The sequence below is a fragment of the Stenotrophomonas sp. YJH_SMC_57 genome (genome assembly GCF_059369755.1).
Genome location: NZ_JCAFSZ010000017.1, coordinates 1 through 25,737 on the forward strand (window position 1 = coordinate 1; position 25,737 = coordinate 25,737).

A 25,737-nucleotide genomic window follows, 5' to 3' on the forward strand; every position below is an offset into this window, starting at 1 on the left:
CTTGGTGCTTGAACTCATCGGTGTAGCTACGACGGGTGATACGGGACATAAGGGACCTCCAAGTGCGATCAAAGTATCGCTTCTTGGCGTCCGCTGACGGGGGGCCAGATCAATCCGCGCCATGGATGGCGCGGCTAAGCCTCGAGGGACGGATTCACGGCGTCCCCCGCCATGCCCACCCGCCCGGACTACTCAGGCGATCCATGAGCACAACCACCGCGGAGGGGGCGGCGCCCGATGGCCGACCTTCACCCGAACCATGGCATGCTCGGCGCCACGCCCACCCGGAACCTCCGCCATGCGCCTGTTCACCCGTATCCTGCCCCTGATGCTGCTGGCCTCCCTGCTCTCCGGCTGCGGCTACAACGCCATCCAGCAGAAGGATGAAGCGGTCAAGGCCAGCTGGTCGGAGGTCATCAACCAGTACAAGCGCCGCGCCGACCTGGTGCCCAACCTGGTGCAGACCGTGAAGGGCTTCGCCAGCCAGGAAGAACGCGTGCTGACCGAAGTCACCAACGCCCGTTCGCGGGTCGGCCAGATCAACGTCAACGCCGATGACGAAGCCTCGCTCAAGCAGTTCCAGCAGGCCCAGGGCGAACTCGGCAGTGCGCTGTCGCGGCTGCTGGTGGTCACCGAAAACTATCCGCAGCTGAAGTCCGACCAGAACTTCCGCGACCTGCAGGCGCAGCTGGAAGGCACCGAGAACCGGGTCACCGTGGCCCGCGGCCGCTACATCCAGCAGGTGCAGGACTACAACACCTACATCCGCTCGTTCCCGCAGGTGATCACCGCCAAGATCTTCGGCTACAAGACCAAGCCGAACTTCACCGTGGACAACGAAGCGCAGATCTCCAGCGCGCCGGCTGTCGATTTCGGCAACGCGCCGCAGCAGCAGCCGGCACCGCAGCCGGGCCACTGACCGATGCGCCTGGCCACTGCGCTGCTGGCCCTGCTGCTGTGGCTGCCGCTGGCGTCGCAGGCGCAGCAGCTGGCGCCGATTCCGGCGCTGGATTCGCCGGTGGTCGATACCACCGGCACGCTGGATGCCACGCAGCAGCAGGCGCTGGTGCAGCAGGCGACTGACCTGCAGCAGCGCAAGGGCAGCCAGCTGCAGGTGCTGGTGGTGCCCACTACCCAGCCGGAAGACATCGCGCAGTACACCACGCGCGTCTTCGACCAGTGGCAGATCGGCCGCAAGGGCGTGGATGACGGCGTGCTGCTGGTGGTGGCCAAGGATGACCGGCGTGTGCGCATCGAGCCCGGCTACGGCCTGGAGGGCGCGATTCCCGATGCCATCGCCAACCGGGTCATCCAGGAGTACCTGGTGCCGCGCTTCCGCAGCGGTGACTATGCCGGTGGCATCACTGACGCCACCGGCGTGCTGGTCAAGCTGATCGATGGCGAAGACCTGCCGGCGCCGGTCAGTGGCCAGCGGGGCGGCGAGCCCGACGGCGGTGGCGACACCTGGTTCCTGGCCCTGTTCATCGGCGTGTTTGCCGGCAGCATCCTGCGCGGGGTGTTCTCGCGCGTGCCGCGCCCGTTGCGTGGGCTGCTCGGCGGCGGGGGAGCGGCACTGGCGGCGTTCCTGTTCACCTCCACGCTGCTGGCCAGTGGCCTGGCCGGCATCGTCGGCCTGATTGTCGCCATGCTCTCTGGGCACCCGGGCCGTTTTGCCGGCGGCGGCGGCTGGGGCGGTGGCAGCTGGGGCGGCGGAGGCGGCTTCGGTGGAGGCGGTGGATTCGGTGGCGGTGGTGGCTGGGGCGGCGGCGGTGGCCGTTCCGGCGGCGGCGGCGCATCGGGGGGCTGGTGATGATCCAACGTCTGTGCCGCCATCTGTTCTCGCCGTCGGTACGACGCGCGTTCCCGCCGGCCACGCTGCAGGCGATCACCGAGGCCATCGCCGCCGGTGAGCAGCGCCACGGCGGGCAGGTGATGTTCGCGGTGGAGGCCGACCTGCCGCTGGACGCGCTGTGGCGCAAGGTCACTCCACGCCAGGCCGCCGAACATGCCTTCGCCCGCCTGCGCACCTGGGATACCGCCCACAACAACGGCGTGCTGATCTACCTGCTGCTGGCCGACCACGCCATCGAGATCGTCGCCGACCGTGGCCTGCACGGCCGGGTCAGCCCGGCGCAATGGCAGCGGGTCTGCACCCATCTGCGCGAGGGCCTGCGCGGCCCGAACCCGGTCGAGGCGCTGCGCGGCGCCATCGAAGAGGTCTCGACCCTGGTGGAAGGGCACTTTCCGGCCGCGACGCGGTCAGACGATGACGGCCTGCCCAACACCCCGCAGCTCCTTGGTTGAGCCGGGGCGGCACTGGCCCGAGAATAGGCGTTCAACCGCAAGGCACCTTCCATGATCTATTTCCACGACATCGACCCCATCGCCCTCTCGCTGGGGCCGATCAAGGTGCATTGGTACGGCATCATGTACCTGCTCGGCTTCACCGCGGCGTGGCTGCTGGGCCGCAAGCGCATCGCCGACGGGCGCCTGCCGGGCGTTGATGCCAACGGCTTCTCCGACCTGCTGTTCTACGCCATGCTCGGCGTGGTGCTGGGCGGGCGCATCGGCTACATGCTGTTCTACGCGCTGGGCGATTTCCTGCACAACCCGCTGCTGCTGTTCAAGGTGTGGGATGGCGGCATGAGCTTCCACGGCGGCCTGCTGGGCGTGCTCGGCGCCTGCTGGTGGTGGTCGCGCAAGCACGCGCTGCACTTCTTCGACACCATGGACTTCATGGCGCCGCTGGTGCCGCTGGGCCTGGGCTTCGGCCGCATCGGCAACTTCATCGGTGCCGAGCTGTGGGGCAAGTACACCGACGGCAGCTGGGGCGTGGTGTTTCCGTCCGGCCTGCCGGCGCCGCTGAACCAGCTGGACCACGCGACCCTGCAGGCGCAGTTCGCCAGCGGCGCGCTGAACCAGTTCGCCCGCCATCCCTCGCAGCTGTATGAAGCGTTCCTGGAAGGGCTGGTGATGTTCGTGGTGCTGTGGGTGGTGTCGGCCAAGCCGCGCCACCGCTACCTGGTTGGCGGCCTGTTCGCGCTGATGTACGGCCTGTTCCGCTTCGCCGTCGAGTTCGTGCGCATGCCCGACAACGGCGTCTACGTGGCCTTCGACTGGCTGACCCGTGGCCAGATCCTCAGCCTGCCGCTGATCGCCTTCGGCCTGGTGCTGCTGGCGATGTCGCGCCGCGCGCCGGTGCTGCAGCCGCAGCCGATGGTGGCCGCCGAGGGCAAGGCATGAAGGCCTACCTGGACCTGCTTTCGCATGTGCTTGAGCACGGCGCCGAAAAGAGTGACCGCACCGGCACCGGCACCCGCAGCGTGTTCGGCTGGCAGATGCGCTTCAACCTCAACGACGGCTTCCCGCTGGTCACCACCAAGAAGCTGCACCTGCGCTCGATCATCCACGAGCTGCTGTGGTTCCTGAAGGGCGATACCAACATCGGCTACCTGAAGGACAACCAGGTCCGCATCTGGGACGAGTGGGCCGACGAGAATGGCGATCTTGGCCCGGTCTACGGCAAGCAGTGGCGCAGCTGGGCGACCGCCGATGGCGGTGCGATCGACCAGATGCAGTGGCTGGTGGACGAGATCAAGCGCAACCCCGATTCGCGCCGGCTGGTGGTCAGCGCCTGGAACGTGGGCGAGCTTTCGCAGATGGCGCTGATGCCGTGCCACAACCTGTTCCAGTTCTACGTGGTGGACGGCAAGCTCAGCTGCCAGCTGTACCAGCGCAGCGGCGACATCTTCCTCGGCGTGCCGTTCAACATCGCCAGCTACGCGCTGCTGACCCACATGGTGGCGCAGGCCACCGGCCTGGGCGTGGGCGATTTCGTGCATACGCTGGGTGATGCCCACCTTTATTCGAATCACTTTGAGCAGGCCCGCGAGCAGCTGTCGCGTGAGCCGCGCGCGCTGCCGACGCTGTGGTTGAACCCGGAGGTGACCGACCTGTTCGGCTTCCAGTTCGATGATATCCGCATCGACGGCTACGACCCGCATCCGGCGATCAAGGCACCGGTGGCGGTGTGAGCGCGATGAAGCTGTCGATGATCGTCGCGCTGGACCGCAACCGTGGCATCGGCCAGGGCAATGCCATGCCCTGGCACTTGCCGGACGACTTCAAGCACTTCAAGGCGCTGACCCTCGGCAAGCCGATCCTGATGGGGCGCAAGACCGCCGAATCGATCGGCCGGGTGCTGCCGGGGCGGACCAATCTGGTGCTGACCCGCAGCGGCCAGGTGCCGTTTGAAGGCATGCACGCGGTGGCCTCGCTGGACGAGGCCAAGGCGATTGCCGAGGGCGAGGGCGCGAACGAGCTGTGCATCATCGGCGGTGGCGAGATCTTCCGTCAGCTGCTCGACCAGGCCAGTGACCTGTACCTGACCTGGGTCGATGCCGAAGTGCCGGCCGACACCCATTTCCCCGAGGTGGATGCGCACGACTGGCAGGAAGTGAGCAGCGAACCGCACCCGGCTGACGAACGCCACGCCTACGCGTTCCGCTTCGTTCACTACGTGCGCCGCTGATCGCAACGCATCTGTAGAGTCGAGCTTGCTCGACTGCTCTTGGTGGATACACAGGGCATAGTCGAGCAAGCTCGACTCTACGGAGCCGGCATCCGGTAATGCCCGATGATCGCGTGCTGGAACAGCAGGTTCTCTTCGCGGGTGCCGCGCGCGATGTTGTGCAGTACCAGCGGCGTGCCATCGGCCAGCCGCCGGTCGGAGACGATGCCGACGTGCAGCAGGCCATTGCCGTTGAGCTTCCACGCGACGATGTCGCCGGCTGCATAGTCGATGGCGAGGGCGGTGACCGGTTGCTGCCAGCCCTGCCGCTCGAACCAGCGCATCAGGTTGGGTACGCGACGATGATCGATGTTGCGGTCCGGCCGTGACAGGCCCCAGATCGCCGGATAGGCACTGAAATTCCCGCGCATGTCCTCATGCACGCGTGCCTGCAGGTCGAGTCCCAGATCGCGCAGGGCGCGCACCACTACGTCGGTGCAGACACCGCGATCGCGCGCGACGTCACCACCGGGATAGGCGAGCACCTGATAAGCCGGATCGTAGCGGACGGTGACGCCGATCTGTGCGCGTGCGGCGGCCACCAGCGGCGGCGAGGGCGCCTGCGGTGGTGCCGGCGTGGCTGCGGCGTCCTGCGCGGCCGTAGGAGCAGGGGGCGAACCGGGCTGGCAGCCGCTGGCTAGCGCCAGCGTCAGCAGCAGCACCGTCCCTGGTGCCCGGCCCGGTCGCATCATGCCTGCGGCGGGGCGCCGTTGTTGCCGGGGCCTGCGGAGCCACCACCACCACCACCGCCGCCACGACGGCGACGACGGCGCGGGCCGCGGGTGCCCGGGTTACCAGCAGGTGTGCCACCGCCCTGTTCCTTGCCCTGTGCCGAAGCGGCAGGACGCTCGTGTGCCGGTCGCGTCGGCGGACGGGCGTTGGCAACGGGGGCCGGCACATCGCGGCCCGGCACCTGCACCACGCGCAGCTCATCGGTATCGAGCTGCAGCGCGGTCAGCTTCCCGCCCCACACCGCACCGGTGTCGATGGCGTGCACACCCTGGGTGATGGTCAGGCCGAGCGCGGACCAGTGGCCGCAGACGACCTTCAGGTCGCGCTCGACCCGGCCCGGCACTTCGAACCAGGGATACAACCCCTGTTCCTGCGTGCCCGGCGTGCCCTTGTCCTCGATGCCGATGCGCCCACGCGGGGTGCAGTAGCGCATGCGGGTCAGCACATTGATGATCGCGCGCGAGCGGTCATAGCCGGACAGGTTGGGTGCCCAGCTGGGCTTGTCGCCGTACATGTTGCGGAACAGCTTGCGGTAGCCGGCGCCGTGCAACTGCGCCTCGACTTCGGCCGCATGTTTCTCGGCCATCTGCGTGGTCCACTTCGGCGCCAGGCCGGCATGCACCATCATCCAGCCCAGCTCGCGGTCCACGTGCACCAGCTTCTGCAGGCGCAGCCAGTCCAGCAGTTCATCGCGGTCCTCTGCCTGCACGATGCGCAGCAGGTCCGGGTTGACCTTGCGCTGCTCCTCTTCGGTGCGCGCACCGACGGCCAGCAGCGAAAGATCATGGTTGCCCAGCACCACCACGCAGTGCTCGCGCAGCGAGTGCACCAGCCGCAGCGTTTCCAGTGACTGGCCACCGCGGTTGACCAGATCGCCGCAGAACCACAGGGTGTCCTGCGCCGGGTCGAAGCGGATCTTCTCCAGCAGTCGCTGGGTGACGTCATAGCAGCCCTGCAGGTCGCCGATCGCCCACACACTCATCGTTCGGCCTCCTTGTCAGTGCAGGGTACGCGGGATGGCCAGCACGAACGGTGCGACCGGCGCGGCAAATTCGGTGCCATCGTCGGCAACCATGTCGTAGTGTCCCTGCATGGTGCCGTGATCGGTCCCCAGCATGACACCGGAGGTGTAACGGAAGTCTTCACCGGGGCGCAGCCGCGGCTGCTCGCCGATCACTCCGTCGCCATCGACATGCTCGACGCGGCCATTGGCATCGGTGATGCGCCAATGGCGTGCGACCAGGCGTGCGGCCACCCGTCCCTGGTTGTGGATGCGGATCGTATAGGCGAACGCAAAGCGACCGTCTTCCGGTGCGGATTGATCGTCGAGGAAGCGCGGCGCGACTTCGACGGAGATGGCATAAACGTCAGCGTCTTCCATACCGGCAGTGTAATCAGGAGGCATTGGCCAGAGCGACGAATTCGGCCACGTCCAGCTGTTCGGCGCGGGCATCGGGACGCACGCCGGCGGCGATGAACTGCTCGGCGGACACCACGTTGTTCAGCGCATTGCGCAGGGTCTTGCGGCGCTGCCCGAAGGCGGCCTTGACCACCTCGGCAAAGCGCCTGTGATCGTTGATGCCGATGCTGGCCGGATCGCGCGGCACCAGCCGCACCACGGCCGAATCGACCTTCGGCGGCGGCCGGAAGGCGCCCGGCGGCACCACGAACAGCGAGGTCACCTGGCAGTACGCCTGCAGCATCACGCTGAGGCGGCCATAGACCTTGCTGCCGGGGCCGGCGGCCATGCGGTCGACCACTTCCTTCTGCAGCATGAAGTGCATGTCGCGGACGACGGCGGCATGTTCCAGCGCATGGAACAGGATCGGCGAGGAGATGTTGTAGGGCAGGTTGCCGACCAGGCGGATCGGCTGGCCGGCAGCCAGCTCGGTGAAGTCCACGCGCAGCACGTCGCGATGGACGATGGTCAGCTCGCCCAGCGGCTCGGCGGCGGCAGTCAGCGGCGCGATCAGGTCGCGGTCGAACTCGATCACCGTCAGCTTCGGATGCACACGCAGCAGCGGCAGCGTGATCGCGCCCTGGCCGGGACCGATCTCGACCAGGCGGTCGCCATCTTTCGGGTTGACCGCCATCACGATCTTGTCGATGTAGTGGCGATCGGCCAGGAAATGCTGGCCAAGCTGCTTCTTGGCCGGTGCGGTGAACACCGGGCCGGAGGGGGAATGCGGGGAATTCATGCGCTCAGTGTACGTTGCCGCGCCAGCTGCGCACACAGCGCCGTTGCCGCCTGCAGGCTGGAGGGATCGGCGATGCCGCGGCCGGCCAGATCCAGCGCGGTGCCATGGTCGACCGCCACGCGCGGATAGGGCAGGCCCAGGGTCAGGTTCACTGCCTGTTCGAAGCCCGAGTACTTCAGCACCGGCAGGCCCTGGTCGTGGTACATGGCCAGTACGGTGTCGAAGGCGGCCAGCTTGGCCGGCAGGAAGGCGGTGTCGGCCGGCAGTGGCCCGATCAGGTCCATGCCTTCGGCGCGCAGGCGCTGCAGCAGCGGGATTACCAGGTCCAGTTCCTCGCGGCCCAGATGGCCGTCTTCACCGGCATGAGGGTTCAGGCCGAGCACGGCAATGCGCGGTGCAGGCACGGCGAACTCGCGCCGCAGCGCGGCATGCACGGTGCGCAGGGTGTGTTCCAGGCCGGGCGCGGTGATCGCATCGGCCACCTCGCGCAGCGGCAGGTGGGTGGTGGCCAGGGCCACGCGCACGATGTGGTTGGCCAGCATCATCACCACCTTCACCCCGGCCTGGTCGGCCAGCAGTTCGGTGGTGCCGCTGTAGGCGATGCCGCCTTCGTTGATGACTGCCTTGTGCACCGGGCCGGTGACCACGCCGTGCAGCTCGCCGCTGAGGCAGGCCTGGCCGGCACCGAGAAGCGCGTCGATGACCGCCCCTGCGTTGGCCGGATCAGCCTGGCCAAACCGGCTGGGCACGGCATTGGCGACCACGCGCAGGCGCAGATCACCCGGGACACGCGCTTCGGCGTCCTCGGGCAGCAGTTGCAGGGGCAGGTTCAGCGCGGCCGCAGCCGCGCGCAGGGTATCCGGGTCGGCGAAGGCCAGCAGCCGACTGTCTTCACGCGGCTGCTGGGCAAGTCGGACACACAGTTCCGGGCCGATCCCGGCGGGCTCGCCCGGTACCAGAGCGAGCTCGGGGCGCATCGGTCAGGACTGCGGCGGCGTGGCGGTGTTTTCCGCGCGGTCGCCGCTGCGGAAGCTGACGTAGGCTTCGCCACGCAGTTCCTGCAGGAAGCGGTTGTACTCGTCTTCCAGCTTGCGGCGGCCGATGGTCTCGCGGACCTGTGCACGCTGGTTGTCGTTGGTCACGTCGGTCTGGCGGGTGGCCACGCGCTGCACGATGTGCCAGCCGGCATCGGTACGGAACGGCTGGCTGACGCCACCATCCTGGAGGCCGGAGACCTGCTGGCCGAACGCCGGACCGAACGCATCGGCCGGGAACCAGCCCAGATCGCCGCCCTGGCCCTTGCTGTTGTTGTCCTCGGAGGACTCCTTGGCCACGGTCTCGAAGTCCGCGCCACCGGCGATGCGGGCACGCAGGGTATCGATCTTGGCCTTGGCGGCCGCGTCGGTCTGGTGGTCGTCCACGCGTACCAGGATGTGGCGTCCGTGGTACTCGGTGACCGTATTCGCACCGGCCGTGGCACTGGCATCACGCACGTCCACCAGCTTCAGCAGCTGGAAGCCGCTCGGGCCACGGATCGGGCCGACCACTTCACCGGGCTTCATCTTTTCCATCATCTGCGCGAACGCCTGCGGAATTTCATCCAGGCTGCGCCAGCCCAGGTCGCCGCCTTCCAGCGCGTTGGGGCTGTCCGAATAGCGGACGGCGGCGGCGTTGAAGTCCAGCTCCCCCTTGTCCAGCAGGGCCTTCACACCGTCGGCCTTCTTCTGGCCGGTGGCGATCTGGTCGGCGTTGGCGCCGTCGGGCAGGGCCACCAGGATGTGCGCCAGGTGGTACTGGTTGCCCACCGTGGCCTGCTGTTTCAGCGCGGCATCGACTTCACCCTCGCTGACGCTGATGCGGCTCTGCGCGAAGCTCTGGCGCAGGCGCTGCACGGTGATCTCGTCGCGCACCGACGCCCGGAAGTCGTTGAAGTCGATACCGTCATGGGCCAGGCGCTGGCGCAGGGCGTCCAGCGTCGACCCGTTCTGCTGGGCGATGGCATTCATCGCCTGGTTCAGCTCCTGGTCGCCGACCCGGATGCCGCTGCTCTGGGCGCGGGCGACCTGCAGCTTGACCAGCACCAGGCGCTCGAGCACCTGGCGGCTGAGCACGTCTTCCGGCGGCAGCTGGTTTTCGCGGCCGGCGTACTGCGCCTTGATGTTGGCGATCGCACGCTGGAGCTCGCTCTGCAGGATCACGTCCTCATCGACGACGGCGGCGATGCGGTCAAGCGCCTGCGCCTCCTGGGCAAGCACCTGCAGGGGGGCGGACACGCTGGACACCGCCAGCAGCGAGGCGAGAAGAACGGGGAAGCGCTTGGTCATGGGATCAGATTCGGATCGTAGTCATCCCGGGTCGCCCCGGTGTTGCTGGGCGGCACGAGATAGAGGTCGTCGCGGTTGTAGCCGAGGATAGCACGGCGCAGGGTACGGTCCGTGTCCTGGCCGATGGAGCTCAGGCCCTTGAGCACGAACTCAAGCTGGATGGCATTGTTCATGTCGCCTTCGCGGTTGCGCACGTAGCGGCGGGCCACGGCGCGCACGGCCAGGCAGCAGCTGTCCCACTGCACGCCGGCGATGATTTCCAGCGGTTCCTTGTCCTGCAGGGAGTAGTAGTAGCGGCCCACCAGGCTCCAGCGCGCATTCAGCGGGTACAGGAACGACAGGTCGGCCTGCTCCAGCAGGGTCCGGTCATGCTTGTTGGCGCTGGCCGGGGCACCGGCATTGATGCGATAGCGGTAACTGAGGTTGACCACGCCATCGTTGGGCATCAGGTAGCGGGCACGGACGCTGGCCAGATCCTCGCGCTTGTACTTCGGGTCCCACTGGTAGGTAGCGCCCAGGGTCCAGCGGTCGTTGATCATGTAGTTGCCGTCGGCGATCCAGGCCGACTTGCCCTTTTCCACCGGCGCGCCGCCCGGGAGCGTCACCCGCGACTCGTCGAAGTACTGGATCTGGCCGATGGCCGCCGAGAACCGTTCCTTGCCGGTGGTCTGGTCGATGAAGCGGGTGCCCAGGGCCAGGGTCAGCTGGTTGGCATCGTTCTGGCGATCGGCGCCGGTATAGCGCGAATCGCGGAACAGCTGGCCCCAGCTGAAGGTGAAATCACGGGTATCGAAGATCGGCAGCTCGTCCTGGTTGCGGTACGGCGTGCGCAGGTAGAACAGGCGCGGTTCCAGGGTCTGCAGGAACGACTTGCCACCGATCCTGGTCTCGCGATCGAAGAACAGGCCGGCATCGAGGCTGGCGATCGGCAGGCTGCGGCTGGGCGAGGTATTGCCGCGCAGCTGTTCCGGCGTGGCGGTGGTCGGATCGATGCCCTGCGAACGCAGGATCTGCCCACGGATGCCATTGACGCCGTCCACCAGGCTGCGGTCCAGCTGGTAACCGGTGTAGCGATAGGCCAGGGTGGGGGTGACGTACCAGGCCGCGCCGCTGATCGGGAACGACACGTACGGCTTCACGTCCAGGCGCGAGCCACCGCTGACGCCCACGCCGGATCGCTGCTGGAGGCCATTGCGCGTGTACTGCAGGTCCGGGCCGGCACTGGCGTCGTACTTGTAGTTGATGTCGTCGTGGGTGAAACGCACCGCTTCGGCGTAGACGCCGGCGTCCAGCCACGGCAGCACCGGCTTGTCCCAGTTGAGGAACAGGCGCGGTTGACGGTTGTAGGGCAGGGCGCTTTCGTTGAGCGTGTAGTCGGTCAGCTGCCAGCGGTCGGCCATGATCCCGGCCGTCCAGTTCTGGCCGGTGCCATACAGGCCCACGGTGCTCTGCAGGTTCGAGGCCGTCACGCCGACAAGGCGGTTGGCGAAGTCCTCGACATAGCGCTCGTCGCTGACCCAGGCCAGGTTGGCGCGGGCCTGCCAGTGCTCATCCAGGTTGTGATACCCGGTGAACACCACCCGGCCGCGGTCGCGGTCGCGCAGCTTGTCGTTGGGGATGAACGAGGTCAGCAGCTCGCCACGGCCGCCGTTGTAGAGGTAGCGGAACTCGTTGTCGAGCAGCAGCCCGCGCCGGCTCATGTAGCGCGGCGTCAGCGTATCGTCGTAGTTCGGCGCCAGATTGAAATAGATCGGCTGCGCGTAGTCGAAACCGTTGCGGCCGGACATGCCCAGCTGCGGAAACAGCAGGCCGGTCTTGCGGCGGTCATCGATCGGGAACTTGAAGTACGGCGCCCACAGGACCGGCACGTTGCCGATACGCAGCACGGCGTTGCGGGCCGTGCCGAAGCCCTCGTCGTTGTCCACCTCGATCTGCGGCGCGGACAGCTTCCAGACCGGCTGCGACGGATCACAGGTGGTGTAGGTCGAGCGGTGCATCTGGCCGACCGCGCCCTGCAGGTCGACCGACTCGGCGTCACCGTTGCCGCGACGCGACACCAGCTGGTACTTGATGTCGGAAATCTTGTGGGTGTCGCTTTCCTGGTTGCCCTCGGCACGCTTGGCGATCATCCGGATCGACCCGTCCTGGTAACGGACATTGCCGTCGGCGATGTAGTTGCCGGTCTCGGTATCAAAGCTGAGCTTGTCGGTGCCGACGAACTGGTCGCCACGGCGCAGCGCCACGTTGCCCTCGTACTGCGGCACGGTGGTGGTGCCCAGCAGCTGGTCGCCCTCGATGTCGGTCGACTGCTGCTCGCGGGCGGCCGCGGCGGCGGCCTTGTCCTGGCCGGGGACCGGGGTGGGTGCGTCGGTGAACGCGGGAATCACGTCGGTAGCCGGGCACAGGCCCCAGTTGAGCGGCTTGTCGTCGGCCATCGCCGGCAGGCTGATGGCGATGCTCAGAGGCAGGGGAAGCAGTCGGAGGGCTCGGCGCACGCGGTTCGGATTCGGGCGAAAACGGACGGTAGCTTGCCCCATCCCTTGCATAGGGGCAATGAAGGGCGGTGGAGACTGCCGGTTCGGGTTCATCCGGCAACGGTACCACCGGCGCCTGAAATCAGGGTCCGGACATGCGCCACGCTGCACTCGGCCAGTGCCTGCAGGTCGTAGCCACCCTCCAGCATCGAGACCACCCGGCCGGCCGCGTGACGGCGTGCCAACGCATGCAGCTCGCCGGTGATCCAGGCGAAATCGTCGGTCTCCAGCATCAGATCGGCCTGCGGGTCACGCAGGTGCGCATCGAAGCCGGCCGAGATCAACAGCAGCTGCGGGCGGAAGTCATCGATGGCCGGCAGCATTTCGTCGGCCCAGACATTGCGGAAGCGGAATCCGCCACTTCCGGGCGGCAGCAGGATGTTCATCAGGTTGCCGGCACCGCGGTCGCGGCGCAGCCCCGAGTTGGGAAACAGCCCGGCCTGGTGGGTGCTGTAGTACGAAACCCGGGCATCGTGCTGGAAGATGTCCTGGGTGCCGTTGCCGTGGTGCACGTCGAAGTCGACCACGGCGATCCGTTCCAGGCCGTGGCGGTCGCGGGCGTAGGCAGCGGCAATGGCGATGTTGTTGAGCAGGCAGAAGCCCATCGCGGTGCTGCTGGTGGCGTGGTGGCCCGGGGGCCGCACCGCGCAGAAGGCCAGCGGATCCTCGCCGAGCATCACCGCATCGACGGCGGCCACGCCGGCGCCAGCGGCATGCACGGCGGCGCTGGCCGATCCCGGCGAGGTCCAGGTGTCCATGTCCAGCTGGCGCAGCGGGGCGGTCTGGGGCTGCAGCACCACGTCGAGCAGGGCGCTGTCGTGCACGCGGGTCAGTTCGCCGAACTTGGCCGGAGGGGCTTCGCGCCACTGCAGCTGGCCGGGGAACGCCGCATGCAGGGCATCGAGCACATGCTGCAGGCGCTGCGGGCATTCGGGGTGCCCGGGGCCGGGGTCATGCAGCAGGCAGGACGGATGGGTATAGACCAGCATCGTGCCGACTCAGCGCTGGCGCTGCTGTGGCTGCCACAGCGCCTCGCCGTGGCCATCGGCACGGGCCAGCACCCGGGCCAGCACGAACAGCAGGTCCGACAGCCGGTTGAGGTACTGCAGCGCCTCGCTGCGCACCGCCTCGCGGCGGGCCAGCGCGACGGTCTCGCGCTCGGCACGACGGACGATGGTGCGCGCCAGGTGGCAGCGCGCGGCGGCTTCGCCCCCGGCCGGCAGGATGAATTCCTTCAGCATCGGCAGGCCGGCGTTGTAGTGGTCCAGCTGCTGTTCCAGCGCCGAGACATCGGCGGCATGGATCGCGGCGTGGCCGGGGATGCACAGCTCGGCACCCAGGTCGAACAACTGGTGCTGCAGGTGCACGACCAGCGCTCGCACGTCTTCGGGCAGCGGCGCCGCCAGCAGCAGGCCGAGCGCCGCATTGGCCTCGTCGACCGTGCCGAAGGAGGCAACGCGCGCGTCATCCTTGGCCACGCGCTGGCCGTCGCCGAGGCCGGTGCTGCCGTCGTCGCCGGTGCGGGTGTAGATGCGCGAGAGGCGATGGCCCATGGCGCGGCTCAGTGGCGGATGTCGCGGCGGGCCTGCTGGAGCTTCAGGACCTGCTCCACGGCCAGTTGCAGGGCGGCGGCCAGCGCCACGTAGATTGCGGTGGTGCGCAGGTACGGCCCGAACCACTGCGCGTAGTTCTGCGCCCAGCCGGCCAGGGTCGGTTCGGCCACGTTGCGGCTGGTCCAGTAGAAGCCGCCCTGCGCCAGCAGGTGGCAGACCGCCACCGAGGCGACCAGCAGCAGCGCGCCCTTGGCCAGCACAGGCCAGCGCGCGCCCTGGTAGTTGCGGCCCAGCAGCATGCCGCCGGCCCACAGCGAGAAATACGCGGGCAGCAGCAGCCAGTAGCCCGGCGACACGCAGTAGTGCTGCCAGAAATCCAGGCCGCTGCTGCGGATCACGATCCAGTCGACCAGCACCGCGAACACCATCAGCAGCGGGAACGCCCAGCGCGTCCAGCGCGCCAGATAGAAGCCGCCGATGAAGAACACGGCCCAGGAGGCATCGGGAATGGCCGCGAAGTGATTGACCCGGGTCGCCGCCAGCAGCAGTACGAGTACGGACAGGACGAAGGCACGGTTGGCGGTGTCGGACATGGTGGGGGCCCGGGGCGGATTCAGGTTTCATTCTAGCCCGCCGCACGGGATGGCGCAGGCGTGGTCCCGTTCTACGTACAGTCGGGACGAGCGCGTATCATGAACGCATGAGTGAACGACATGACGTGCTGATCGTCGGAGGCGGCCTGGTCGGCGCCAGCCTGGCCATTGCCCTGGAGCGCCTGGGCCGCGACGTAGGCCTGCTCGAGGCCAGTCCCGCCGGTGAGCTGCCGGCGGTGTTCGACCAGCGCAACCTCAGTTTCGCCGCGGCCACCGTCAACGCGCTGACCGCGTTGGGGGTGATGCAGAAGCTGGCGATGGCACCGGGCCCGATCCGCCGCATCCATGTCAGCCGCGCCGGTGATTTCGGCCGCGTGCAGCTTGAGGCCAGTGACTATGACCGGCCCTGGTTCGGCCAGGTGGTGGTTGCGCGCGACTTCGGCCAGGCCCTGGAGGCACGGCTGCAGGAGCTGCCGCGACTGCGCCGTTACCGGCCGATGCGTTTCCTGGGGCTGGGCGGGGTACTCGATGGCTACCGCCAGGTGCGGGTGGCCGACGAGGCGGGCGAACGCGTGCTGCTGGCCCGGCTGGTGGTCGGTGCCGATGGCACCACCAGTGGCGTGCGCGATGCGCTGGGGATCGAGGTCGACCGCCATGATTTCCAGCAGACGCTGTTTGTCGCCCGCGTGCGCAGCCAGCGCGCGCCGGATGGCACGGCGTGGGAGCGCTTCACCGATACCGGCCCGACCGCGCTGCTGCCGCGAGGCGACCGCCACTTCGGCACCGTGCACGGTGTTGCGCGCGACCAGGCCGACGCGGTGATGGCGCTGGATGATGCCGCCTGGCTGCAGCGGCTGCAGCATGCGATCGGCTGGCGTGCCGGCCGCCTGCTCGACTCCGGCCCGCGCAGTGCGTATCCGCTGATCCAGGTGCTGGCGCGCGCGCTGGCCGGTGAGCACGCGGTGCTGCTTGGCAATGCCGCACAGACCATCCACCCGTTGGGCGCACAGGGCTTCAACCTGGGCCTGCGCGATGCGCTGACCCTGGCCGAGCTGCTGGAGGATGCGCATGAGGACGCCGGCAGTGACGCGTTGCTGCAGGCCTATGTCGCGCGCCGTGAGGAGGACCGCCGGCAGACGGTGGCGTTCTCCGGTGGCCTGGCGCGACTGACCAGCAATCCGGCACCGTTGATGCGACCGCTGCGCAGCCTCGGCCTGGTCGCCGCGCAACGTGCTGCGGTGCAGTCGATGCTGGTCGGTGGCGCGATGGGCTTCCGCGGCGAGGTGCCGCGCCTGTGCCGAGGAGAAGCCGCATGAACCGGCGCGCGCGACTGGACGTGGCGATCGTCGGCGGCGGCGTGGTGGGCGCGGCCTGCGCGCTGGCACTGGCCGATGCCGGGCTCTCGGTCGCACTGGTGGAAGGGCGTGAACCGGCACCCTGGCAGGCCGCGCAGCCGGACCTGCGGGTGTTTGCCTTCGCCGCTGACAATGTGCAGCTGTTGAACCGGCTGGGCGTGTGGCCTGCCATCGCGCAGGCCCGCGCGTGGCCGTACCGGCGCATGCAGGTGTGGGACGCCGCGGGTGGCGAGGACCTGCTGTTCGACGCGGACCGCTTCGGTCGGCGCGAGCTCGGCTACATCGTCGAGAACGGCCTGCTGCAGGATCACCTGTGGGCGGCGCTGCCGGCCGCGGGCGTGCAGCTGCATTGCCCGGCGCGGGTGGAGGCGCTGGAGCAGGACGAGGCCGGCGTGCGGCTGCGCCTCGACGACGGCCGTCGCCTGGAGGCGGCGCTGGCGGTGGCCGCCGACGGCGCCGAATCGACCCTGCGCCAGCTGGCCGGGATCGAGGTCGAGCGGCATGACTACCGCCAGCGTGGCGTGGTGGCCTACGTGGACAGCGAACTGCCGAACCAGGCCACGGCCTGGCAGCGCTTCCTGCCGACCGGACCGCTGGCGCTGCTGCCGGTGGCCGAGCGCCGCAGTTCGATCGTCTGGACCCTTCCGGAGGATGAAGCCGCGCGCGTGCTGGCACTGGACGAAGCGGCGTTCAACCGCGAACTGACCCGTGCCTTTGCCGCCCGCCTGGGCGAACTGCGGCTGGCCTCGGCACGTGCGGCGTTCCCGCTGCGTCGTCAGCTCGCTCGCCACTATGTCGCCGGTCGCGTACTGGCGCTGGGCGATGCCGCGCATGTCGTGCATCCGCTGGCCGGGCAGGGCGTGAACCTGGGCCTGCGCGATGTCGCCGCCCTGCAGCAGTGGCTGGCGCCTTCGACGGAACGCCGCGGCCAGCCACGCCTTTCACCGCAGCGGCTGCAGCGCTGGGCCCGCGAACGCCGCAGCGACACTCACATCGCCGCCTACAGCTTCGATGCGATCAACCGCCTGTTCTCCAATGACGAGATGCACCTGACCCTGGCCCGCGGCCGCGCGCTGGGCTGCGTCGGCAAATGGCCGCCGCTGGTGCAGGCATTCTGGAAACGCGCCGCGGGCGTCTGATCGGAGTACCGGCCGCTCTGGTAGGTGCCAACCTTGGTTGGCACGCTCCGACAGTGTGCCAACCAAGGTTGGCACCTACCGGGAGCGGGTCGTGTGCCCGGCGTCAGTAGATCCACGCCATGCGTGGATGAAGATCGCGACGGCGGATCAATCCACCAGCCAACCGGCCAGGTCGGCGCGGTCGAGCTTGCCGCGGTGCCTGCGGTCCAGCGCGTTGAACTCGTCGGCCAACGCCGGGTTGGCCTGTGCTTCCTCGCGGCTGATGAAGCCATCGCCGTTCACGTCCAGGTCGCTGAAGCGGATGCGGTACTGGCCGACCACGCTGCTCGGTTCCAGCGAACGTACGGTCACCTGTGCTTCGCCGGCCGGCTGTGCAATCTCCACGCTGCCGGTGACCCGGCCAGCGCCCAGCGGTTGCTGGCGGATCGCGCCTCCGGTCGGGCCGAGCGGTTGGCTGTGCGCGGGCGTATGCGGCAACTGCTGGGCAAGGGCGGGAGCCGCCGCCAGCAGGGCGATCAGTATCGGAGTCGAGCGGTATCGCATGGTTGCATCCCTCGGTAGCGCCGGGCCCTGCCCGGCGGGCACGATGGCCTCAGCGCAGCGGCGAGGCCAGTACCGTGATCTCTTCGCGGTCGTGGTACAGCTGCTTGGCGCGTACCACCAGCGGCTTGCCGGCCTGGTCCTGGAACAGGTCCAGGCACAGCCGGGTCTCGTCCCAGCGCCTCTTCATCGGCAGCTTCAGGTTGAAGATCGCGTGCCGGCACCAGCCTTCGCGGAACCAGGTGGCCATGCGCTCGGCCACGCGGCGCGGCTGCTCGACCATGTCGCAGACCATCCAGTCCAGTGGCTGTTCCGGATGCCAGTGGAAGCCATCGGCGCGCAGGTGCTCGACCAGGCCGGTGTCCAGCACGTGCTGGCGCAGCGGCCCGTTGTCGATGCTCAGCACGTGCATGTGCTGGCGGGTCAGCACCCAGGTCCAGCCGCCCGGTGCAGCACCGAGGTCGGCCGCACGCATGCCAGGCTTGGCCAGTGCCTCGCGTTCTTCCGGCGTCAGCAGGGTCAACAGCGCTTCGTCCAGCTTCAGTGCCGAACGCGAGGGGGCTTCGGGCAGCAGCTTCAGGCGCGGAATGCCCAGCGCCCACGGCGCGCTGTCGGCCGGGTCGGCGATGCAGACGAAGGCATGGGTACCATCGACGAACACCACGTGCAGGCGTGGCAGGCGGTTGTTCGGCTTGTCGGCCAGCTTGCCGGCCTTGCGCAGCGCCGGGCGCAGCGCGTTGCCGAAGGCACGCGCCAGGCCGGAGAGCGGCTTGCCCGCATCCGAGTCGGGGTGCTCAACCCACAGGTCGCCGAAGCGCGGCGCATCGGCCAGCACCTCCAGCATCGGCGTGATGCGGTCGCTCGGGTCCAGCTGCGGCAACTCGGCCAGCACCACCAGCTTCTGCCGCGCGAAGATCAGTTCGCGCCAGCGCAGGCGCGGTGCCAATGCAGCGGCTTCGTCGCACATGAAAAGCACATAGCCGTCATTGCGCTGGGTGCGCGCATAGCCGGCGAAACCGGCTTCGCCCGCGCGGAACTGCAGCTCGCCGGCCAGCTCGGGCTCGAAGCCCTGCCGGCACAGGCACAGCAGGCCGATGCCGGCCTCAGTAACGGGCGCCATCGCTTTCCCCATAGGCGCGCAGCACGCTGCGTGCGGCGTCGCGGTTCAGGCCCTGCACCACTTCGATGCCGCGCTTGTTGAGCTCGCCCACCCAGTCAGCCGGCAGCGGGCCTTCGTCGAACGGGGTCAGTTCCTCGACGTCGGCCGAGTTGGCGCCGATCAGCAGGCGGTCGATGCCGGCCCACACTGTGGCGCCGTAGCACTGGCAGCACGGCTGCGAGCTGGTGGCCAGGGTGACCGGCGACAGCACCGCGTTCAGGCGCGGGGTCTGCAGGCGCTGCTGGGCCAGCATGTAGGCCATGTTCTCGGCGTGCGCCAGCGAGGTCGCGTGCGGCATCACCCGGTTCACGCCGGCAGCGATCACCTTGTCATCCGGGCCGAACACCACCGCGCCGAACGGGCCGCCACTGGCGTGCTCGACGTTCAGCCGCGACAGCTCGATCGCCAGCGCGACCTTGGCCTCATCGCCGGGATATCGACGATCCAGGTCGATCTGGTCGTGGATCCAGGCGGGAAGGGTCAGGTGGACTTGCGCGTACAGCATCGCGGGGGTGCCTCGTGTGGGATGGAAGAAGGTGCGGTTGCTTGGGAAACCGGCGCGCAGTGTAGCCGCACCGGCCTGTACCGGGTGTGGCGACGGGTCAGCCCGGCGAGCCGGTGCGGATCACCACGTACTGCTTGCGGAACTCCAGGCCGGCCTGTGGCCAGCTGGCGGCATAGGCGCGCAGCAGGGGCAGGGCAGCGGCGAAATCGTGGCCGTTGACCCGGCAATCGGCCTCGCACAGGCCTTCGGCGTCGCGCGAGGCGAACAGGCGGATGGCCAGGAACGGGCGCGCCCTCAGCAGCTCATCGAAGGCGTCCATGCTGCGGGTGAACAGGCAGCACGGGCAGGAACCGTGGTCGTCCTCGCTGCAGGTGGAGGCATCCACCTCCTGTGCGCGGTAGTGCGCCAGCGGCCCCAGCACCACGGTGCGCTGCAGTTCTTCGCCTTCGTCGGCGCCCGGATAGCTCAGGCCCAACATCGGCAGGCCCTGTGCGTCTGCCGCGCCGACGGCGGTCTGCAGGGTCGCCAGGTCCACCCGGATCCAGGTCTGGAAGCCGGACAGCAGCGAGGCCTGTTCGTCGGCACCGTTGGCGTGCTGGTACTCGAACAGGCCGTCGGCGAACAGCACGGGGTGCTGGGTCTCGATGACGGTAGAGGTCTGCCAGCCACCGTTGTCGCGTTCATTCGCGGCCACTGCATGCGGGGTCAGGCGCAGGCCGCTGTCCAGCAGTAGTGCGCCACCGTCGACGCGGCTGGCGATGCCGGCGCCCTGCAGGACCTGCTGCAGCAGCGGGAGGAGGGCGGTGGAAGTCGTGGTCATGTCAGGCCTGTGGATGGATGGGGTGGAACATCCAGGCCGTGCCTGGGGTCTAGCGATCGATCGCGTCGAGCGCTTCGAGTTCGGCGCGATAGCGCTGCGCGTCGCGCTGCTGCTGCGGATCATTGCCATGCTCGCGCAGCCAGGTGTCCAGCTCGCGGCGATAGTCTGCGCGGAAATCGGCGTTGCCCGGGCTGAAATGCAGCTTGCGTGCGGCCGCTTCCACCCGTTCGCGCGCGCTGGCCCGGGCCTGCGCGATGCCGTGCGGTGATTCGTTGGTAAGGATGACGAAGTTGCGCGGGAAGCCCGGGGTGTACTTCACCACGAACGGCTGGTCCTGCGCCGGGATGCGGATCGCGTTCTCCAGTGGCCACAGCGAGGCGGTGTTGGTATGGAACACCACCTCCACGTCACGGCCCTCGGCGGTACGCAGCACCGCTTCGTAGCGCCAGATGTACTGTTCGTTGAGGGTGGAGTTGGTTTCCTCGGCCTTGACGATCACCGCTTCACCGCGCTCACCCACCGAATTGAGGAAGGTGGCGTTGAGGAAGCTGCCGAGGAAGATGTTGAGCATCGCCAGCGGGAACACCACGATGGCGTAGCCCGGAAAGCGCCGCCACCACGAGACCAGCCCGGCCAGCACCATCGCTGCAAAGAACGTCAGCAGCGGATGCTGCGAGATGAACCAGAGCAGGGCGGAGAGGGCGGTGATCATCGTCGCGGGCGAGCGGGCGCCGTGCTGGCGCCCGCGCAGGTCCTCAGGCCGACCAGGTGTCGCGCAGGGTCACGCTGCGGTTGAACACCGGCTTGGCTTCGGCGTGGTCGCGGCGGTCGGCAACGAAGTAGCCGGTACGTTCGAACTGGAACGACTGCTCCGGGGCGGCGCTGGCCGCGGCCGGCTCGACATAGCCGGTGACGGTGCGGCGCGATTCCGGGTTGAGGTAATCGCGGTAGGTCTTGCCTTCCGATTCGTCGTCCGGGTTCGGCACCGAGAACAGGCGGTCGTACAGGCGGATTTCGGCCGGCAAGCCATGCACGGCACTGACCCAGTGGATGGTGCCCTTGACCTTGCGGTTGGCGCCTTCCATGCCCGGGCGCGATTCCGGATCCAGCCAGCCGCGCAGCTCGGTGATGGTGCCGTCGGCATCCTTGATCACTTCATCGCAGCGGATGATGCCGGCGCCACGCAGGCGCACTTCGCCACCCGGGACCAGGCGCTTCCAGCCCTTCGGCGGCACTTCGGCGAAATCCTCGCGGTCGATCCACACTTCGCGTGCGAACGGCACCTGGCGGCTGCCGAAGCTTTCGTCCTTCGGATGGTTGCTGAAGGTCAGCTGCTCTTCGTGGCCTTCGGGGAGGTTGGTCAGCACCAGCTTGACCGGGTCGACCACGGCCATCCGGCGCGGCGCGGCGCTGTCCAGGTCTTCGCGCAACGCGCCTTCCAGCACGCTGAAGTCGATCAGCGAATTCTGCTTGCTGATGCCCACGCGCTCGGCGAACAGGCGCATCGCCGCCGGCGTGTAGCCACGGCGGCGCAGGCCCTGCAGGGTCGGCATGCGCGGGTCTTCCCAGCCGTCCACCAGCTGTTCGGTGACCAGCGCCATCAGCTTGCGCTTGCTCATCACCGTGTAGTTGATGTTCAGGCGCGAGAACTCGATCTGGCGCGGCTTGGCCGCTTCGCGCGGCAGGCCGGCGTCGACCAGCGGCTGGGTCAGCGCGTCGTCATGGGCGAAATCCACGTTGTCCACGCACCAGTCGTACAGCGGGCGGTGGTCTTCGAATTCCAGCGTGCACAGCGAGTGGGTGATGCCCTCGATCGAATCGCCCAGCGCGTGGGCGAAGTCGTACATCGGGTAGATTGGCCACGCATTGCCGGTGTTCTGGTGTTCGACGTGCTTGATGCGGTACAGCGCCGGATCGCGCAGGTTGATGTTGCCGCTGGCCATGTCGATCTTGGCGCGCAGGGTGCGCGCGCCATCCGGGAACTCACCGGCGCGCATGCGGCGGAACAGGTCCAGGTTCTCCTCGACGCTGCGGTCGCGCCACGGCGACGGGCGGCCCGGCTCGGTCAGGGTGCCACGGTAGGCGCGCACTTCCTCGGCCGACAGGTCGCAGACATAGGCCTTGCCCTGTTCGATCAGCTTCTCGGCGGCCAGGTAGTAGGTCTGGAAGTAGTCCGAGGCGTGGCGCAGCTCGTTCCACTCGAAGCCCAGCCAGCGCACGTCGTCCTGGATCGCGGCCACGTATTCCGGATCTTCCTTGGCCGGGTTGGTGTCGTCGAAGCGCAGGTTGCAGACACCGCTGAACTCACCGGCGATGCCGAAGTTCAGGCAGATCGACTTGGCATGGCCGATGTGCAGGTAGCCGTTCGGCTCGGGCGGGAAGCGGGTCTTGATCGCCTGGTGCTTTCCGCTGGCCAGGTCCTCGCGCACGATCTGGCGGATGAAATCGCGCTTTTCGTGGCTGTCGGCGGGGGTCTCGGGGCTGGCGGGGGTGTGCTCGGACATGAGTCTGGGGCGAAAAAGGGCAGAAAGACCAACAGTCTAGCGCGTACGGCGCAGGGCTGCCCGGCGGCGCCTGGGGTGCCGGGCAGCGGCCGGCACTACCAACCCCTCTTCCGGTAGTGCCGGCCGCTGGCCGGCGAGCACAGCGCCAGCATTCAGCGTCCGGGCGTATGCTGGACCCCTGCCCCAAGGAGCCGCCGCATGCACATCGTGTACAAGGCCGACAACCTGTTCGATGCCCACCTGGTCAAGCACGCGCTGGAAGACGCCGGCATCCCCGCCTTCGTGTTTGGCGAGCAGCTGCTGGGTGGCATGGGCGAGCTGCCATTGTTCGGCGTACTGCGGGTCGGCATCCCGGATGCGGCGCGGCCGCAGGCGGAGGACATCGTAGCCTCGCTGGACTTGGGCCACGCGCCGGACGACCCCATTTCAGATGCAGACGACATTGCCGGCCTTCCGGCGTAGGAGCGCAACATGTTGGGAATTGGCCAGGGCATCCTCGGCATCGGGGCCTTCAAGCAGCGCCTGCCGCGCCCGGAAGAAGCGCTGCCGGGGCGCGAGCAGCCGCTGCCGCTGCACAGCAACCAGCACTTCGTGAACAGTCATCCGCTGAAGGACCGTTTCGCCGGCCTGCAGCAGATCCGCTTCGCGCTGGGCTGCTTCTGGGGCGCCGAACGCAAGTTCTGGAACGAGCCGGGCGTGTACAGCACCTCGGTGGGTTACGCCGGTGGCATCACCCCGAACCCGACCTATGAAGAGGTGTGTTCGGGCCTGACCGGCCACACCGAAGTGGTGCAGGTGGTGTTCGACCCGGCGGTGGTGAGCCTGGAGCGGCTGCTGCAGCTGTTCTGGGAAAGCCACGACCCGACCCAGGGCATGCGCCAGGGCAACGACACCGGCACCCAGTACCGCTCGGCGATCCACGCCACCGACGAGGCCCAGTACGCCGCCGCGCTGGCCAGCCGCGAGGCCTACCAGGCGCAGCTGGATGCGGCCGGCTACGGCCCGATCACCACCGAGATCGTGTACCCGGCGCCGACGTACTACTACGCCGAGGATTATCACCAGCAGTACCTGGCGAAGAATCCGAACGGTTACTGCGGTATCGGCGGCACCGGCGTGAGCTGCCCGATCGGGCTGGATGTGGAGGGGCCGCGCTGACGCGCGGTGGTCCGCCTGCGGCGGGCAGAATCTACGGCAGAAGCCAAAGCCAAAGCGGCTCTGGGTTGTTGTGAGTTGGGCGGGACGGGTGCAGATGGCGGGACACGCCGTAAACCCGTCCTTGGGGGCTCGGCCACGGCATCCATGCCGTGGACGGTCCCGCCATCTGCACCCGTCCCGCCTCCGATCATTTCCCTGTGACGGTGGGCAAGAGCATGGGTTACTGACGGACTGAAGGAAAACAAAAGGACGCGGCCTTCGCCGCGTCCTTTTGTTTGTATGCAGTGCTCCGTAGAGTCGAGCTTGCTCGACTGCGAGCAAGCGCAGCGCGCGACCCGCTGTTGCTTTTCTTTCTTTCTTCCGTGGCGGGCGGCCACCGGAAACTGTCAGAGGGCGGGCGGGTTGGGTTCGCGGGAGTGTCCGCCGCATGGATGCGGCGGCCAAGCCTCCAGGGATGGATTCACGGCGTCTCCCGCGAACCCAACCCGCCCGACCCAGCGCGGCTTTTGCTCTGAGTCCCCACCACGAGGGGCTCAGCCGTTCGCCGGAATCACAGTTCCGAACGAATGCGCTCGCGCAGCGCCTGCAGATCCTTGGCAAACGCATCGATACCGGTCGCCAGCTTCTCGGTCGCCATCGGATCGGCGGCCAGGTCGGCGGCGAACTTCGCTGCGTCGATCGGGGTCACCGCTGCGCCGTCGGCGGCACCGGCCACCAGCTTGCGCGGCAGCTCGCCATGGTCGGCGTCCAGCTTCTCCAGCAGGTCCGGCGAAATGGTCAGGCGGTCGCAGCCGGCCAGCGCTTCGATCTGCGCGGTCGAACGGAACGAGGCGCCCATCACCACCGTCGGCGAACCGCGGCGCTTGAACTCGGCATACACGCCGCGCACGAACTTCACGCCCGGGTCTTCATCGATGCTGGCCGGGGCCTGGCCGTTGGCCACGTACCAGTCCAGGATGCGGCCGACGAACGGCGAGATCAGGAACGCGCCGGCTTCGCTGCAGGCCAGCGCCTGGGTCGGGTTGAAGATCAGGGTCAGGTTGCAGTCGATGCCCTCGGCCTGCAGGATGCGCGCGGCTTCCACGCCTTCCCAGGTCGCAGCGATCTTGATCAGGATCTTCTCGCGCGGCACGCCGGCATCGGCGTACATCTGGATGAACTGGCGGGCCTTGGCCACGGTCGCGGCGGTATCGTGGGCCTGGTCGGCGTCCACTTCGGTGGACACGCGGCCCGGCACCAGCGTGCTCAGCAACGCACCGACGCCGATGGTCAGGCGGTCGGCCACGGCGTGCACCACGGCTTCGCGGTCACCGCTCTGCTGGCGGCCCCAGGCCAGTTCGCGTTCGATCAGTTCGGCGTAGACCGGCAGGTCCAGCGCCTTCTTCACCAGGGTCGGGTTGGTGGTGCAATCCACCGGCTGCAGGCGCTTGATCGCGTCGTAGTCACCGGTATCGGCAACGACCACGGACAGTTCGCGCAGCTGGGACAGTTTGGACGGGGTACTCATTACGGCTCCTGGTGCAGGGGGATCGAATCGCGCGCGGTGCGCAGCGGTAATCAGGGGCGGTCGTTGTGGACCGCGGTCACGCGCAGGCGCAGCTTGCGGCCGCCGGGCGCATTCCAGTCGATGCTCTGGCCGATGGCCAGGCCGAGCAGGGCACTGCCGACCGGGGCCAGCACGGAAACCTTGCCTTCATCGACGTTGGCTTCGCGGGGGAAGACCAGGGTCAGGACGTGTTTTTCGCCCGACACTTCATCTTCGCATTCCACGCGCGAATGCATCATGACGATGCCTTCGGGAATCTGGTCCGGCGCCAGCACGGTGGCCCGGTTGAGTTCTTCAGCAAGCGCGAGCGCGGCAGGCGTCTGGCTCAGCGCAGGGGAGTCGAGCATGGCCTCCAGGCGGTCCATGTCGAAGGTGGAAACAGTGATCGACGGCGGCAGGCCGCTGGCGGTGTTCATGGTGACGCTCCTTGGTTGAAAACCATGCAAAAGGCGGCACCCGCTGGCGCCGCCTGTCTGTATTGTGGGGACAAATGCGACCGGAATCGAC

28 protein-coding genes are annotated in these 25,737 nt (G+C 68.2%); 10 read left to right on the plus strand and 18 right to left on the minus strand.

The features are described 5' to 3' along the window. Window positions 1-298: 298 nt before the first annotated feature. From AC5P7U_RS19160 to AC5P7U_RS19185, 6 genes are read left to right on the plus strand one after another with little or no spacing between them, the layout of a single operon-like run. The gene (locus AC5P7U_RS19160; protein ID WP_008266893.1) at window positions 299-919 is read left to right on the plus strand and encodes a LemA family protein; all 621 of its coding nucleotides are present in this window, start codon (window positions 299-301) and stop codon (window positions 917-919) included. Between the two features lie 3 nt (window positions 920-922). Next, the gene (locus AC5P7U_RS19165; protein ID WP_414555762.1) at window positions 923-1,810 is read left to right on the plus strand and encodes a TPM domain-containing protein; all 888 of its coding nucleotides are present in this window, start codon (window positions 923-925) and stop codon (window positions 1,808-1,810) included. Further along, entirely contained in the window at window positions 1,810-2,304 is a 495-nt protein-coding gene (locus AC5P7U_RS19170; protein WP_053511366.1) for a TPM domain-containing protein, read from the plus strand. The genes AC5P7U_RS19165 and AC5P7U_RS19170 overlap by 1 nt, the downstream gene beginning before the upstream one ends. A gap of 51 nt (window positions 2,305-2,355) precedes the next feature. Continuing rightward, window positions 2,356-3,243 carry a prolipoprotein diacylglyceryl transferase gene (gene lgt / locus AC5P7U_RS19175; RefSeq protein ID WP_004154286.1) on the plus strand — a complete coding sequence of 296 codons (888 nt, stop codon included), beginning with the start codon at window positions 2,356-2,358 and terminating at the stop codon, window positions 3,241-3,243. Further along, window positions 3,240-4,034 carry a thymidylate synthase gene (locus AC5P7U_RS19180; protein ID WP_414555764.1) on the plus strand — a complete coding sequence of 265 codons (795 nt, stop codon included), beginning with the start codon at window positions 3,240-3,242 and terminating at the stop codon, window positions 4,032-4,034. The genes lgt and AC5P7U_RS19180 overlap by 4 nt, the downstream gene beginning before the upstream one ends. A gap of 5 nt (window positions 4,035-4,039) precedes the next feature. After that, window positions 4,040-4,531 carry a dihydrofolate reductase gene (locus AC5P7U_RS19185; RefSeq protein ID WP_312560447.1) on the plus strand — a complete coding sequence of 164 codons (492 nt, stop codon included), beginning with the start codon at window positions 4,040-4,042 and terminating at the stop codon, window positions 4,529-4,531. 77 nt (window positions 4,532-4,608) lie between these two features. Here AC5P7U_RS19185 and AC5P7U_RS19190 read toward each other — a convergent pair whose 3' ends face one another. From AC5P7U_RS19190 to AC5P7U_RS19235, 10 genes are all read right to left on the minus strand, one after another. After that, window positions 4,609-5,262, minus strand: coding sequence for a DUF1287 domain-containing protein (locus AC5P7U_RS19190; RefSeq protein WP_312560108.1), 654 nt, complete (start codon window positions 5,260-5,262; stop codon window positions 4,609-4,611). Then, window positions 5,259-6,284 carry a symmetrical bis(5'-nucleosyl)-tetraphosphatase gene (locus tag AC5P7U_RS19195; protein ID WP_197564422.1) on the minus strand — a complete coding sequence of 342 codons (1,026 nt, stop codon included), beginning with the start codon at window positions 6,282-6,284 and terminating at the stop codon, window positions 5,259-5,261. The genes AC5P7U_RS19190 and AC5P7U_RS19195 overlap by 4 nt, the downstream gene beginning before the upstream one ends. 15 nt (window positions 6,285-6,299) lie before the next feature. Continuing rightward, a complete protein-coding gene (apaG, locus tag AC5P7U_RS19200; RefSeq protein WP_133933858.1) occupies window positions 6,300-6,683 on the minus strand; it encodes a Co2+/Mg2+ efflux facilitator ApaG/CorD in 384 nt (127 codons plus the stop codon). A 13-nt stretch (window positions 6,684-6,696) separates the two neighbouring features. Next, window positions 6,697-7,500: a 16S rRNA (adenine(1518)-N(6)/adenine(1519)-N(6))-dimethyltransferase RsmA gene (gene rsmA, locus AC5P7U_RS19205; RefSeq protein WP_133933859.1), complete on the minus strand. Its 804-nt coding sequence runs from the start codon at window positions 7,498-7,500 to the stop codon at window positions 6,697-6,699. Then, window positions 7,497-8,477 (minus strand): 4-hydroxythreonine-4-phosphate dehydrogenase PdxA, encoded by a 981-nt coding sequence (pdxA, locus tag AC5P7U_RS19210; protein WP_197564423.1) that lies wholly within the window; start codon window positions 8,475-8,477, stop codon window positions 7,497-7,499. Before pdxA ends, rsmA begins: the two co-directional genes overlap by 4 nt. A 3-nt stretch (window positions 8,478-8,480) precedes the next feature. Next, a complete protein-coding gene (locus AC5P7U_RS19215) occupies window positions 8,481-9,824 on the minus strand; it encodes a peptidylprolyl isomerase (RefSeq protein WP_414555768.1) in 1,344 nt (447 codons plus the stop codon). After that, window positions 9,821-12,319: an LPS-assembly protein LptD gene (lptD, locus tag AC5P7U_RS19220; protein WP_197564424.1), complete on the minus strand. Its 2,499-nt coding sequence runs from the start codon at window positions 12,317-12,319 to the stop codon at window positions 9,821-9,823. Before lptD ends, AC5P7U_RS19215 begins: the two co-directional genes overlap by 4 nt. An 89-nt stretch (window positions 12,320-12,408) precedes the next feature. Then, a complete protein-coding gene (locus AC5P7U_RS19225; RefSeq protein WP_133933862.1) occupies window positions 12,409-13,347 on the minus strand; it encodes a histone deacetylase family protein in 939 nt (312 codons plus the stop codon). 9 nt (window positions 13,348-13,356) lie between these two features. Further along, window positions 13,357-13,911, minus strand: a complete 555-nt coding sequence (locus AC5P7U_RS19230) for a cob(I)yrinic acid a,c-diamide adenosyltransferase (protein ID WP_008265473.1) — start codon at window positions 13,909-13,911, stop codon at window positions 13,357-13,359. Between the two features lie 8 nt (window positions 13,912-13,919). Continuing rightward, entirely contained in the window at window positions 13,920-14,504 is a 585-nt protein-coding gene (locus AC5P7U_RS19235; RefSeq protein ID WP_008264471.1) for a hypothetical protein, read from the minus strand. Window positions 14,505-14,611: 107 nt separating this feature from the next. Between AC5P7U_RS19235 and ubiH the strand changes: the two genes are divergently transcribed. Next, window positions 14,612-15,820 carry a 2-octaprenyl-6-methoxyphenyl hydroxylase gene (gene ubiH / locus AC5P7U_RS19240; protein WP_495221360.1) on the plus strand — a complete coding sequence of 403 codons (1,209 nt, stop codon included), beginning with the start codon at window positions 14,612-14,614 and terminating at the stop codon, window positions 15,818-15,820. Then, entirely contained in the window at window positions 15,817-16,998 is a 1,182-nt protein-coding gene (locus AC5P7U_RS19245; protein ID WP_495221361.1) for a UbiH/UbiF family hydroxylase, read from the plus strand. The genes ubiH and AC5P7U_RS19245 overlap by 4 nt, the downstream gene beginning before the upstream one ends. 147 nt (window positions 16,999-17,145) lie before the next feature. Here AC5P7U_RS19245 and AC5P7U_RS19250 read toward each other — a convergent pair whose 3' ends face one another. The 6 genes from AC5P7U_RS19250 to AC5P7U_RS19275 form a co-directional block, all read right to left on the minus strand. Next, window positions 17,146-17,541, minus strand: a complete 396-nt coding sequence (locus AC5P7U_RS19250; RefSeq protein WP_312560110.1) for an EF-hand domain-containing protein — start codon at window positions 17,539-17,541, stop codon at window positions 17,146-17,148. A 49-nt stretch (window positions 17,542-17,590) separates the two neighbouring features. Continuing rightward, a complete protein-coding gene (rlmM, locus tag AC5P7U_RS19255) occupies window positions 17,591-18,658 on the minus strand; it encodes a 23S rRNA (cytidine(2498)-2'-O)-methyltransferase RlmM (RefSeq protein ID WP_312560111.1) in 1,068 nt (355 codons plus the stop codon). Next, window positions 18,642-19,202: a nucleoside deaminase gene (locus AC5P7U_RS19260; RefSeq protein WP_004154307.1), complete on the minus strand. Its 561-nt coding sequence runs from the start codon at window positions 19,200-19,202 to the stop codon at window positions 18,642-18,644. Before AC5P7U_RS19260 ends, rlmM begins: the two co-directional genes overlap by 17 nt. 97 nt (window positions 19,203-19,299) lie before the next feature. Continuing rightward, a complete protein-coding gene (locus AC5P7U_RS19265) occupies window positions 19,300-20,022 on the minus strand; it encodes a DUF6348 family protein (RefSeq protein ID WP_197564431.1) in 723 nt (240 codons plus the stop codon). Between the two features lie 49 nt (window positions 20,023-20,071). Then, window positions 20,072-20,734: a hypothetical protein gene (locus AC5P7U_RS19270; protein ID WP_495221362.1), complete on the minus strand. Its 663-nt coding sequence runs from the start codon at window positions 20,732-20,734 to the stop codon at window positions 20,072-20,074. A gap of 43 nt (window positions 20,735-20,777) precedes the next feature. Then, window positions 20,778-22,526 (minus strand): glutamine--tRNA ligase/YqeY domain fusion protein, encoded by a 1,749-nt coding sequence (locus AC5P7U_RS19275; RefSeq protein ID WP_495221364.1) that lies wholly within the window; start codon window positions 22,524-22,526, stop codon window positions 20,778-20,780. Window positions 22,527-22,724: 198 nt separating this feature from the next. Here AC5P7U_RS19275 and AC5P7U_RS19280 point away from each other — a divergent pair, with 198 nt between their 5' ends. Together AC5P7U_RS19280 and msrA are read left to right on the plus strand one after the other, a co-directional pair. Further along, a complete protein-coding gene (locus tag AC5P7U_RS19280) occupies window positions 22,725-22,988 on the plus strand; it encodes a putative signal transducing protein (RefSeq protein WP_004154314.1) in 264 nt (87 codons plus the stop codon). Window positions 22,989-23,018: 30 nt separating this feature from the next. After that, window positions 23,019-23,684 carry a peptide-methionine (S)-S-oxide reductase MsrA gene (msrA, locus tag AC5P7U_RS19285; RefSeq protein ID WP_049457340.1) on the plus strand — a complete coding sequence of 222 codons (666 nt, stop codon included), beginning with the start codon at window positions 23,019-23,021 and terminating at the stop codon, window positions 23,682-23,684. 550 nt (window positions 23,685-24,234) lie between these two features. Here the strand turns inward: msrA and AC5P7U_RS19290 are convergent. Both AC5P7U_RS19290 and rnk read right to left on the minus strand, forming a co-directional pair. Next, window positions 24,235-25,191: a transaldolase gene (locus AC5P7U_RS19290; RefSeq protein WP_004154316.1), complete on the minus strand. Its 957-nt coding sequence runs from the start codon at window positions 25,189-25,191 to the stop codon at window positions 24,235-24,237. 50 nt (window positions 25,192-25,241) lie between these two features. Continuing rightward, complete coding sequence (gene rnk, locus AC5P7U_RS19295) at window positions 25,242-25,646, minus strand: nucleoside diphosphate kinase regulator (protein WP_004154317.1); 405 nt, start codon at window positions 25,644-25,646, stop codon at window positions 25,242-25,244. Window positions 25,647-25,737 lie beyond the last annotated feature (91 nt).